Below are 11,348 nucleotides of genomic sequence, written 5' to 3' on the forward strand. Positions count from 1 at the left end.
TTGCGTCCCTGGCAGGAGTCGAGTATGGTGAACGCCCTGTGGGATTCGATCATGCTCGTGCTCCTCATTTTCAAGCAGGAAAGCCGCCATGAATTCGCTCGATCGCCGCACCTTTATGAGCACGACCCTCGGCGGCCTGTCGATGTTCGCGACCGGGACATTGCTCCTGGCCCAGGATCGTGACGCGAAGGCCGATGCCGAGGGCAAGCCCAACACCCTCTTCCTCACCTGGCAGCGCGACCCCACCACGACCATGACCGTGCAGTGGATCGCCCCGGCCGCGGACGAAGGGGCGACGGTCGATTTTGCGGAGTTCGGCAAGGCAGGCGCAACCCAGTCGGTCGCCACGAAACAGACCCCTTATCCAATGACCAACCTGCGGGTCTTCCGGGCCGAGTTGACCGGACTGTCACCCGGGGCCGAATACCAATTTCAGATCAACAAAAAAGGTCCTGCCCATCGCTTTCGGACAATGCCCGCCAAAGCGACCGACTCCTTCCAGTTCGTCTCCGGCGGCGATTGCGACGTCAACGAGCACGCGATCGCCAACAACATCCTGGCCGCCAAACAGAACCCGATGTTCGCCCTCATCGGTGGCGACCTTGGCTATGACAATGGGATCAGCGTCGAGCGGAGCCTCGCCTTCCTCCGCAACTACAGCCAGCACATGATCGATGCGGAGGGCCGGCTGATCCCGATGGTCGTCTGCATCGGCAACCACGAGGTCAAGGGGAGCTACGGCCAGTCGCGGAAGGAAAGCCCATTTTACCTCGCCGTCCACGACGGACTCTACGCCGAGCGTACCTTCGCCACCCTCGACTTCGGCGACTACTTGAGCCTGATCCTGCTGGATACCGGGCACATCGCTCCCATTGATGGCGAGCAGACCGACTGGCTCGACAAAGCCCTCGCCGAGCGTTCCGAACGGCCGCATGTGATCGCCGTCAACCACGTCCCGGCTTACCCATCGTTCCGTAAGTTCGAGGCCGAGGGGGGCAAGGCAGGCACCGGCGAGTTGAATCGAACCCAATGGGTTCCCTTGTTCGAGCGTCATAACGTCGACCTGGTGCTCGAACACCACGATCACACGTTCAAACGAACCCACCCGCTCAAGGACGGGATGGTGAACGCCAACGGCATTCTCTACCTGGGCGACGGGTCATGGGGCAAGCTCCGCTCCCCCGCCTCTCCCGAGCAACGTCCGTATCTTGCGAAAACGAGCGAAGCGTACCACATGACGCTCCACCGCTTTGAAGGCGAGCAACGGTTTCACATGGCACTTCAAGAGAATGGCCGAGTGATCGACATCTGCACCACCCAAAAGCGTCCGCGCCGAGTCGCCGGCCGCAAGGGATTATAACGGTCGCCCCTTTGGGCCCTCCCCAAAGGGGGGCCCTTTCGCTCGATACCAGCAGTGGTGATCGAACCGGCAGTGGGCATTCGGTAAACCCACCTCCCATGCTCTGTGCTTCCTTTCCCCCCAGGCGACCACTTAAGACATCGGCATGCCCTGCTTTTCTCGATGGCCTGTGTGATCTCCGATGGAGGGCCTATTCCGCAGTCCCAGCCACGGCATTGTTCCGGGCCGCGGTTCCACGGCAGGAACGCTCCACTTCACCTGCCTCACAGCCGCCGGCCACGGCACATGCCTTCAGGTAGGCCATGAGCCACAAACATAGGCTCACGCCCCACATCTGGAACAGAGAAAACAGCAGCCCGGCCAACGAGACGCTGCCGTAGTCATTCTTCCGATCCACCACCAGACCGAAGGACTCTTCCGGCATATCATGCGACCGGCCCACGGCCAACACGAAGGCCACAGCCTCGGCCGAATGGAAGCCCACAGATACCACCGATAGCCGACTTTCCCCCCGATACCGGCGAAAACCAGTCAGTGGGTCTCATCGGTTTGCCACTGCGCCTACCCTTGGCTCCGTTGGACCAGAACAAATACCTGTCCAAGAGCAGGATCCCCCAGATCGAGCCCCCGAATGCTCTTGGGGACAGCCCGAGCCGGCAGGGCCGTGGATGATGCCAGGATCCGCGGTACTGGAGCAGGTCGGCCGATAGCGACTGCATCGGATTATGGCGAGCTCTCTCAAGCGCCGGCGAAAAGCGATTCCAGATCATGATCACGAGCTCCGCAAGCCAACCTCGCTTGACATGCAACCAAATGGTTGCATAATGAGGTTGAGGACGGGGACATGGACAAAGTGTTCAAGGCCCTTGCCGACCCCGGCCGGTGATTGCGACTCGTCCGTTTGCACGCGGATCAGAAGCAAACACCGGGGCGACGTTGAAACACCTGGACATGACCCGGCCGGTAGAATCCAAGCATCTTGCAATGCTGGAGGAGGCAAACCTCGCAGTCCCTTTTGGCGGGGCCGTGAGAAAGGGCACGATCTCAACCCTGTTCCCATCCACGAGATTGCCAAGCGATGGATTAGTAAATTCGAGCGCGATGGATTGGTAAATTCGAGCGGGAACCGTCTTCGTGGCCTGGCCGACCTCAAGCAAAAACGGGTTAAGGAGGAACCGATGGCTGAGTCGCGATTCGTTTACGTCACCTACATTCGCACGACCCCGGAAAAACTGTGGCAGGCACTCCTTGAGCCCGAATTCACACGCCAATACTGGTTCGAAACCTGGCATGAATCCGACTGGAAGCGCGGCGCATCGTGGCAACTAAGGATTCCCGACGAGCGCATCGGCCACAGCGGCGAAGTTCTCGAAATCGAGCCGCAACGGCGGCTGGTCCTGTCGTGGCGTGCGGAATTCAAGCCGGAGCTGCGTGCCGAAGGCTATTCTCGCGTGACCTTCGAACTCGAACAGCAGGGGGAGTCGGTCAAGCTCACCGTTATCCACGAAAGCGACAATCCCGATTCGAAACTTGTCAATACCCTGGCGCACGGATGGCCGCACCTGCTGGCCAGCCTCAAGAGTCTCCTTGAAACAGGGGAATCGCTCGCCGAAACCCGCCGCTGGCCCAAGGGGCTCTGAGAGACAAGGGGCAAGGCCACAAGAAATTCAGATCCCGTCAACAGGAGCGAGAGCAACCATTGGCGGGATTTATGGTTCCATTGCAGTCGGAGTGACAAGACGGCGATCGAAGTTTTTGTCGCCGGAATCTGGGAATGGAAATCCCCAAAGGATTTCACTCAGTTCAAGGAGCATGTCATGAATGTCCTGCATATCGATTCCAGCATCCTTGGAGAACAATCCGTCAGTCGAAAAGTCTCCGCCGCTATCGTGGCTCGACTACGGTTGACCAATCCTGGCCTGAGGGTAACCTACCGCGATGTGGCTGCCGAGCCACTGCCGCAACTTTCCGGCTCACTTGCCTCAACACTTGGCGCACCGGCTGACCGGGTTCCAGACGAACTCAGCCGCGACGCGGCCAAGCTTCACACCGCTCTGGTTGAGGTATTGGCAGCGGAAATCATTGTCGTTGGCGCCCCGATGTACAATTTTGGCATTCCAAGCCAACTCAAAACGTGGCTTGACGCTCTGGCCGTTGCAGGGACAACGTTCCGGTACTCTTCCGCTGGCTTCGAAGGATTACTCAACAGCAAACGATTCATCATCGCGTCTTCACAGGGTGGGATCTATCGCCCCGGAACTCCGGCCGCGGCTTTGGAGCACCAAGAGAGCCATTTACGAAGCTTCCTGACTTTTCTTGGTGTGACGCACCTGCAAATCATTCGAGCCGATGGAACGAAATCCTCCCCTACTTCCGAAGACCACGGATTGCCGTCGGCCCTGAAGCAATTGGAAGCACTTCAAATTTACTAACACGGCATTCCACAACAAACACACCTACATCGCAAAGTAAAATCAATATTATTGTTTCAGCAAAACATTTACTTGCGGAGCATCAACTCGGCAACGAGCCGTTTGAGCCGCTCAATCTCCCTTCAAACTGGCGCCAACGATAGTACGTCGCCTCGGGAATTTATGCTTTTCCACAGACATCAGCACCCAGCATAAATTTGGCGAGATCGCGGTCGGCCTCGCACATCAGGCGAGCCACCTCGTCAACACTCCGTCTCTCCTTCATGGAATCCTCTGGACTCAATCGACCCGAGGGACTCCCATCTCAGGTGGACCAATGATCGGGGAGCAGGTCAGATCACCAAGTGGAAACTCGCCCAAGCCCGGATCCTTCTCGGCAAGCCCAAACAGCGTCAGTTGACGATCACCACATTCGCCGTGGGAACCAGCCTGCGCCAGGTCGAAGACCTGCTCGACGTGCTCCTGCCCCCTGAACAGGTATCCTGGAGCGCTGGGGCCAACCCGCGGCCCAGCAAGCCGACCCGGTGCTGAAGGCCCTCGACCCGGCGTGTGCGACCCAGGTTCAAACCCTCGTGGTAGACGGCGAGTATGACCGCCGTCTTCTGCCACAACCCAGCCGACCACAAGGCCAAGATCTGGGCGAACCAACTGAAATCCTTCGAGCGTCTGGAGTTCGTCATCTCCGGCGCCGCCAAAGCGATCGCAGCGGCTGTAGAGAAAGTTGCCCAGACCCGTCGCAACGCCCCCTCCGCCCCGGCGTTGGAACACGGGCTGGACGTCTTCCACACGACCGTGGAAGTCGAGCGGGTCTTGGACCGACACTGGCGACGCGCCAAGGCCGCCTGGGAGAAAGCCAAGACGGCCAAGCGAGCCGTCGCACATTTGAGACGACAAGGGATCGATGCGCGGGGTGTGGCCCAGACCGCTCGGACGGTGTGGCGTCCGGCGCTCGCGTCATTCGAGCAGGTGGAGTGTCTCGAAACCGCCTGGAAGCGGGTTCACACCGCGTTGGACCAGTTCCCCGGAGGGTTGGCCCAACGAACACCCGCGCCCAGGCCGAGATGGCCACGGCGATTGGGGAGTTGAGCGGCCCCAACTGGTCCAAGGTTCCGAATTATCCCTAAGTCGAGTACCGGCGGTGGGATTCGAACCCACACGGGGGTTACCCCCCTGAGGATTTTAAGTCCTCTGCGTCTGCCATTCCGCCACGCCGGCCCGTTGGTCGGTGGTTGATTCGATCGTGTTGGCGACGAATGCCCTCCAAGCCATCCCTGCCAACTTACCACAAAGCAAGGCCCCCGTCTCTCGGGAATTGCGCCTTCGTTGCCAGGAACTCAAAGGCCAACCCGATCCGACAGATTTCGTTCCTGGTGATTTACTTCAAAAAAGCAAAGAGCCTACGAAAGTAGGCTCTTCGCAAGCGGCCTCAGCGGCCTTTGGCTTCGTTAGGATCGGGCAGCGCGGGGACCGACCTCGGCTACTTTCGTGAGTCTGGAGGGACACCATCGACAGCCCCCCCGCTCTGCTCAGTGAAGTGACGTGACCAGAACGTCCTTAGACCGCAACGCGCTCGCCCCTTGAGTCGAATCCCATCAAGAATCGACCGGTCGCGGAGATCATCGAAACTGAAAATCCAGCGCCCGCGTACGCCTCAGCGCTGAAGACCGCCTGATTGAAGTCGTTAAATGAACGATGCATGTGAAACGTTCCGTCACTGATGCGAAGCAAGATTGTCGGACTCACTGACCTCAACCCCTGGGACATTGGCGTCGACTCCTCATGATGCGGCACTCGCCGCACCAAGACACCCACATGCGAACTCAAAGGCTCGATTCGTGATCCTGCACAATCGTGAGCCGTCTGTGACGGAAGTCACTCCGGCCCATCTCAAGCACTCCCACTGTTCTCTACGTATTCATCGAGTTTTTAGGCCAACCTCGTCGCGATTTTTCTCGATCCCTTGAAAACGGCGCCCGTTTGCCTGGGGGTTCGGAACAACAGTCACCAACACCGAACGTAAGCGCGCACGATCGACACCCAAAGTCCAATCGCTCGGCTCAGGTGTCGTATCGTCTACGCACGTGTCAGGCCCAACCCACGTGGATCGCCTAATCCCCCGAGGCGCGTGAGGTCTCGCGACGGCGATCGGCAACTCCATGCCGGCGGCCCGTCTCGGGGTCGACGACGATGGTGTGAGCGTCCCCTTGGATTCCTCCAAAGCGTAAGCGATAGCCCATCTTCTCCAAGGCTTCGCGTGTCTCCTGAGGCCAGCCCTTCCCTTCAAGGGCGACGACGTCGGGGAACCAGGCGTGATGGGTTCGGACCGCATCGACGGACTCTCTCGGCTCGAGTTGGAACTCGAGATTGTTGAGTACGACCCACAAGACGGTATTGGGGATGGTACGGCCGCCGGGCGAGCCCGTGACGAGCTGAACGCGGCCCTTTTTCAAGACGATTGTCGGCGTCTGCGAACTCAGCATCCGTTTTCGGGGTTCGATCAGATTCGGAGCCGTGCCGATCCGTCCTAGGGAGTCGGTCCGTCCGGGAACAATGTTGAAGTCGCCCATCTCGTTGTTGAGGAGGAAACCGGCTCCTGCAACCACGGCCTTGGAGCCATACCCTTCTTCCAATGTATACGTCAGCGCGGCGGCATTGCCGTCGCCGTCGATCGTCGAGAGGTGGGTGGTGTCGCTCCCTTCCGCCGTGAGCACCGGGAACGGAGCGAGCTCGGCACTCGGGGTGGCGCGGTCGGTGATTGAGCGGGCGAGTTCGTCGGCGTAGGCCTTCGAGATCAGCTTGGCCACCGGCACGTTGACGAACTCGGGGTCGGCGATCTCGGTCGCTCGGGTGAAAAAGCCGCGGCGCATCGCTTCCGTCACACGATGCAGGGTCCGAGGCGACCGAGGGCCATCGGCTTTGAGGTCAAAGCGTTCGAGGATGTTGAGCATCTCGGCAAGGAGGATCCCACCGGACGCGGACGGCCCCATGCCATAAACATCGAAGCCGCGAAAGGTCGAATGGATCGGGGAACGTTCCTTGGCCTGATACGCCTTGAGGTCGTCGAGAGTGACCAGACCGCCATGCTCTGCCATATATTTCGTGAGAAGCTGCGCGGTTCGACCAGTGTAGAACTCGTCCGGGCCCTCGTTGGCGATGCGGTCAAGGGTATCGGCCAGGTCGCGTTGAATGAGACGCTCGCCGGCCTGCCAGGGGGTGCGGTCCGGTTTGGCGAATGCTTCGACGGACTCGGGGAAATCGGCGAGACGGTCCGATCCCGGCCCCAGGTCGTCCTTACCCCCGACTTCGAGGCGCCCTTGCTTGAAGAGCTGCTGGTTGAGCGACTTGGCGAGTGTCTCCGAGACGGGGAATCCCTCGCGCGCCAACCGGGCGGCGGGGCGAACCAGGTCGGCCCAGGGCGACTTGCCGATCCGGGCATGAATCAGGCCGAGGCCCCGCACCGTCGCCGGCACTCCGGCCGCTTTCGCCCCGGCGCGATGGTGGGGGACCGGTTTGCCGTCAGGGCCAAGGTACATCTTCGAGTCCGCGGCTTGCGGGGCCATCTCGCGGAAGTCGAACGTGAGAACCTCGCGCCCCTCGGCGCGATAAGCGACCAGGAATCCGCCGCCACCGAGGTTGCCCGCCGCCGGGTGCGTCACCGCAAGCGCGAACGCCGTCGCCACGGCCGCATCGAAGGCGTTCCCGCCATTTCTCATGACATCGCGGCCGATGTCCGATGCGTGCCCCTCTTGAGAAACAACAACGTGTTTGGAGAAAACCTGCCCGCGCGCGTCTACCGACAGAAGCGCGATTAAGGCCAACGCCAGCCAGCCATTTACCCGACCCATCCCTCGCCCACACCCTCGCATCGCCATCCTCCGCCCGGTTCCCAAAGGTCGCTCCAACAATGTTGTTCCCTGGCGGGGACCATCTTATCACGAGGGGCGAGGTCGCGTCTCAACAGGGTGAATGGGTCCCCCGCGCGTGATCGGCACGGCGCGGCGAAAAAACGAGGTTGACCGAATCGGCATGAGCGTCTAGAGTCCCGGCCGATATGCACCGGAACTTGAATGATTCTTTTCCGGCATGGCCCCAACGGCTGAAGGAGATGCTTCGCAATGGTCGCATGGACGCGCGGTCGGATGAGCCAAGCGATGTTGTTCACCCTGGCCTCGGTCGGGGCACTCGCGAATTCTGAGGCAACCGCTCAGGGAATACTCAACCGTGGGAAAACGGCAAAGAAGGCCGCGGCGGCTCCGAGCAAAGACCAGGCTCCTCCTGCCGCTTTCAACCAGGATGAGATCCCCAAACTCGAGATGAAGCGGATCCCGGTCAATCCGGATGATGCGATTGCCACGGTCAACGGCCAGAAGATCACCCGGCAGCAACTGGCCGACGAATGCGTCGCGCGGCAAGGGGAGGAGATCCTCGAAACCTTGGTCGCTCGCACCCTGATCGACCAGGCGCTCCGAGCGAAGAAGCTGGAAGTGACGGCCGTCGAAATCGACAACGAAATCGAGAACGTCGCCCAGAACGTCGCTCACGTCGGCCGTGAAGCCTGGCTCCGGACGCTCGCCAAGGAACGGAAGATCAGCCCGACCCAGTATGCCCGCGATATCATTTATCCGGCCCTGGCGCTCCGCAAGCTGGCTGATAAGCGGGTTCAAGTTACCGCCGACGACATGAGGGATTCGTTCGAGGCGCAGTACGGCGAGAAGATTCGCTGCCGCCTCATCATGGTCGACAAGCTCCCCGCAGCCCAGGGAATCTGGGAAGAGCTTCGCAAGAACCCGGCCGGCTTCGAGAAGCTCGCCCAGGAGCGTTCGATGGACGCCGGCAGCCGGTCACTCGGTGGTTTGCTCGCCGAGCCGATCTCCCGGCACGCCCATCCCCGGAACGTCTCGGAGGCGGCATTCCGCCAACTGGTCGACGGCGACCCCATGGATAAGGACGTCTCGCACAAGCCCAAGGACGGTGACTTCACCGGCCCGATTCAAGTGGCCGAGGCGACCTGGATCATCCTCAAGCGCGAAGGCCTGATCGAAGGTAACAAGAACGCCAATCCCAAGGATGAGCGGATCCGTAAAAACGTTTACGACATGATCTACGAGGTCAAGCTCAAGGAGGCGATGAGCACGACCTTCGTCGAGTTGATGGATGCCGCCGTGATCGACAATAAGCTGACCGGGCACGTCAAGCTCGTCAACGAGAAGCTGCCCGAGGACGAGAGGCTGCCCTCCAGCGAGCTCGACACGAACGTGCAGCTGATGAGCGACCCGGCGGGGAGCCTGCCCGAGCCGAATGCGAAGGCCACTCAAGCCACCGCGCCGAAGCTTGGGACCCCGGCCGGTGTGCCGGCCGCCGTCGCCGAGCAGGCCGAGTCGCTCAAGCGCCCCCCGGTGAAGCGTTGATCTGATTCGATTTGACTCGAGACGCGATTGTTGACGCACGCCCTTGCCCGACCCCTCATCGCGAGGGAAAACAACGGGCAAGGGCTCAACCCTTTCAAGCCAGGTCCTGATCTGATCAAGTGATCCTCGGCTCGTTTGGTGAAGGTCTACGCAGTTGAACACAGCTTTCTTTCATATCTTCTCGTAAACGGCCGTAGTCGCTTATGTCCAGCCCTGGAACCACGGGCGACTTGTGCCCACTCTTGAATGGAATCTCATGAATTTGAATGAAAATTGCGGGCGGGTCGCCCGCGATCCCAGGGGGTGAGCGGTCTCGGCACGATTCAGGGAGATGTGTCAGGGACTGGCTGATCGCTCGCGAGTTCCTCCGGCAAGAGGCAAGGGCTCTGTTGGATGTCGCTCCATGCCTCCGGTTGCAAGCAACCACGGGCACCCAGAAAATCAAGAAAGACCGTGTTCACCGGTTTAGAAGCGCGAGGGATGAGACCATGTCGACGAATTCCAAGGGAGCGGGACGACTCGTCCGCTCACTCATGGCTCTCGGACTCGCCGCGGTCCCAGGTTGCGGGACGGTCAAAACAACCAACACACCCCGAACCGGGACGGAGCAGCTTCTGCTCACCAATGCCTGGGACTCTGCGCTCCAGAAGATCGACTTCCGACCGCTGACCGGAGTTCCCGTCTTCCTCGACACCACCAACATCACGGCCGTCGACCAGGGATGGGTCGTCTCCAGCCTCCGCCAGTCGATGCTCACTCAGGGCGTGCTGCTACGGACCAAGGCCGAACAGGCGCAGTGGATCGTCGAGGCGCGGGTCGGTGTGTACGGCACCGACGAGCATAACTTGCTCATCGGGATTCCGCAGACCGCCGTCCCCCCAACCCTTCCCGGGATCCCGGCGGGGACCATCCCCGAGATGCCATTCATCAAGAAGAGCAACCAGCAAGGGATGGCCAAGCTCGCCCTCTTCGCTTATGACCGCGCCAGCGGTCAGTTCGTTTGGAGCTCGGGAACGATCCTGTCCACCTCGAGCGCCAAGGACACATACGTCGGCGGCGTCGGCCCCATCCAGGGGGGGACGATCCGCGGCGGAACCGAGTTCGTCGGGATCAAGATCCCGCTCACCTCCGAGGCCGGCGGAGACGAAGCGGGCCGGGCCGGTCGGCAAAACACTCCGTCCGATCCCGCCGCCCTCCGCCAGTCCGCCTCCGACCTCGACTCGTTCATGCCCTGATCCCCCCGCCCTTGGGTTACCCCCTGCCAGGAACCCCGATTCTTACCGAGAGCCAATGCTTTGCGCATTTCGTGCGCGCGTTTTCGCGGTAGGATAATATGTACCTAGAGTGGTCGACCCTCCATCAGGGGGCCCACGTCTGGGGTGGCTGGGGTCCGAAGACGGCCCCTTCCTCAGTTGCTGGTCTCGGTTTTTCCTTGATTTTCCGATGGGCGGCCGCAGCCATGGCCATGTGGCTAGGTAGAACCCGTGGCCCTCAGGGCTGCACGCAATTCCAAAGGAAGACCCCGTCCATCAACTCAGCCATAGCGAAGCCACCCGCCGCCTTTGCTGCCTCCGGAGCTTGACCTGCAATGTCCGCACTGGCCTCAATCGACCCGCGTGACTGGATCCGCGATGTCCCCGATTTCCCCAAGCCCGGGATCCTATTCAAGGACATCACCCCGTTACTGGGCGAGCCCAAGGCATTCCGCGCAGTGATCGACCGGCTCGCGGAACAATTCGCAGGCCGCAAGATCGACGCCGTGGCCGCAGCCGAAGCCCGCGGCTTCATCTTCGGGGCCCCGCTGGCACTCGCCCTGGGCGTCGGGTTCGTCCCGATCCGCAAGCCGGGCAAGCTCCCGTATCAGACCGTCTCCCTCGAGTACGCCCTCGAGTACGGCACCGATCGGCTCGAGATGCACAACGACGCCGTTGGCCCTGGCCAAAGGATCCTGCTCCTGGACGACGTCCTCGCCACCGGCGGCACCATGAGGGCCTGCCGCGACCTGGTCCAGCGAACCGGCGCGGAGGTGGTCGCCTGCGCCTTCGTCGTCGAGCTCAGCTTCCTGAAAGGCCGGGAAATGCTCAAGCCCTGCGAGGTCTCCAGCCTGATCATCTACTGATAGGCCTGACTCTTTTCGCTCGCCCTCAA

10 protein-coding genes and 1 tRNA gene are annotated in these 11,348 nt (G+C 61.1%); 8 read left to right on the forward strand and 3 right to left on the reverse strand.

All coding sequences use genetic code 11. The features are described 5' to 3' along the window. Positions 1–88 precede the first annotated feature (88 nt). Positions 89–1,360, forward strand: coding sequence for a purple acid phosphatase family protein (locus SINAC_RS31520; protein ID WP_015249599.1), 1,272 nt, complete (start codon positions 89–91; stop codon positions 1,358–1,360). A gap of 190 nt (positions 1,361–1,550) precedes the next feature. On the opposite strand, the gene SINAC_RS31525 is transcribed toward SINAC_RS31520, so the two are convergent. Next, positions 1,551–1,853: a hypothetical protein gene (locus tag SINAC_RS31525; RefSeq protein WP_020466379.1), complete on the reverse strand. Its 303-nt coding sequence runs from the start codon at positions 1,851–1,853 to the stop codon at positions 1,551–1,553. A 685-nt stretch (positions 1,854–2,538) separates the two neighbouring features. Between SINAC_RS31525 and SINAC_RS31530 the strand changes: the two genes are divergently transcribed. From SINAC_RS31530 to SINAC_RS31540, 4 genes are all read left to right on the forward strand, one after another. Continuing rightward, on the forward strand, positions 2,539–3,000 hold the full coding sequence (locus SINAC_RS31530) for an SRPBCC family protein (RefSeq protein WP_015249601.1): 462 nt from the start codon (positions 2,539–2,541) through the stop codon (positions 2,998–3,000). Between the two features lie 177 nt (positions 3,001–3,177). Next, positions 3,178–3,792: an FMN-dependent NADH-azoreductase gene (locus SINAC_RS31535; RefSeq protein ID WP_015249602.1), complete on the forward strand. Its 615-nt coding sequence runs from the start codon at positions 3,178–3,180 to the stop codon at positions 3,790–3,792. 396 nt (positions 3,793–4,188) lie between these two features. Next, positions 4,189–4,323 carry a hypothetical protein gene (locus SINAC_RS41600; protein WP_261339265.1) on the forward strand — a complete coding sequence of 45 codons (135 nt, stop codon included), beginning with the start codon at positions 4,189–4,191 and terminating at the stop codon, positions 4,321–4,323. A 57-nt stretch (positions 4,324–4,380) separates the two neighbouring features. Next, positions 4,381–4,878 carry a hypothetical protein gene (locus SINAC_RS31540; protein ID WP_015249604.1) on the forward strand — a complete coding sequence of 166 codons (498 nt, stop codon included), beginning with the start codon at positions 4,381–4,383 and terminating at the stop codon, positions 4,876–4,878. A gap of 44 nt (positions 4,879–4,922) precedes the next feature. On the opposite strand, the gene SINAC_RS31545 is transcribed toward SINAC_RS31540, so the two are convergent. Then, a tRNA-Leu gene (locus tag SINAC_RS31545) sits at positions 4,923–5,007 on the reverse strand. Positions 5,008–5,900: 893 nt separating this feature from the next. Beyond that, the gene (gene ggt / locus SINAC_RS31555) at positions 5,901–7,637 is read right to left on the reverse strand and encodes a gamma-glutamyltransferase (protein WP_020466380.1); all 1,737 of its coding nucleotides are present in this window, start codon (positions 7,635–7,637) and stop codon (positions 5,901–5,903) included. A gap of 270 nt (positions 7,638–7,907) precedes the next feature. Between ggt and SINAC_RS31560 the strand changes: the two genes are divergently transcribed. The 3 genes from SINAC_RS31560 (at position 7,908) to SINAC_RS31570 (ending at position 11,319) form a co-directional block, all read left to right on the forward strand. Then, positions 7,908–9,200: a peptidylprolyl isomerase gene (locus SINAC_RS31560; protein ID WP_015249607.1), complete on the forward strand. Its 1,293-nt coding sequence runs from the start codon at positions 7,908–7,910 to the stop codon at positions 9,198–9,200. A gap of 488 nt (positions 9,201–9,688) precedes the next feature. Further along, complete coding sequence (locus SINAC_RS31565) at positions 9,689–10,435, forward strand: DUF6655 family protein (RefSeq protein ID WP_015249608.1); 747 nt, start codon at positions 9,689–9,691, stop codon at positions 10,433–10,435. A gap of 353 nt (positions 10,436–10,788) precedes the next feature. Then, positions 10,789–11,319: an adenine phosphoribosyltransferase gene (locus tag SINAC_RS31570; protein ID WP_015249609.1), complete on the forward strand. Its 531-nt coding sequence runs from the start codon at positions 10,789–10,791 to the stop codon at positions 11,317–11,319. Positions 11,320–11,348: the final 29 nt, after the last annotated feature.

Origin of the sequence: Singulisphaera acidiphila DSM 18658, assembly GCF_000242455.2 — a bacterium.
Lineage (GTDB): Bacteria > Planctomycetota > Planctomycetia > Isosphaerales > Isosphaeraceae > Singulisphaera > Singulisphaera acidiphila.

Bases quoted from the DNA above. Each gene is read 5' to 3' on its own strand.
- SINAC_RS31565 (WP_015249608.1), top strand. From the start codon at position 9,689: ATGTCGACGAATTCCAAGGGAGCGGGACGACTCGTCCGCTCACTCATG.
- SINAC_RS31520 (WP_015249599.1), top strand. From the start codon at position 89: ATGAATTCGCTCGATCGCCGCACCTTTATGAGCACGACCCTCGGCGGC.
- SINAC_RS31530 (WP_015249601.1), top strand. From the start codon at position 2,539: ATGGCTGAGTCGCGATTCGTTTACGTCACCTACATTCGCACGACCCCG.
- ggt (WP_020466380.1), bottom strand. From the start codon at position 7,637: ATGGGTCGGGTAAATGGCTGGCTGGCGTTGGCCTTAATCGCGCTTCTG.
- SINAC_RS31535 (WP_015249602.1), top strand. From the start codon at position 3,178: ATGAATGTCCTGCATATCGATTCCAGCATCCTTGGAGAACAATCCGTC.
- SINAC_RS31560 (WP_015249607.1), top strand. From the start codon at position 7,908: ATGGTCGCATGGACGCGCGGTCGGATGAGCCAAGCGATGTTGTTCACC.
- SINAC_RS31540 (WP_015249604.1), top strand. From the start codon at position 4,381: ATGACCGCCGTCTTCTGCCACAACCCAGCCGACCACAAGGCCAAGATC.
- SINAC_RS31570 (WP_015249609.1), top strand. From the start codon at position 10,789: ATGTCCGCACTGGCCTCAATCGACCCGCGTGACTGGATCCGCGATGTC.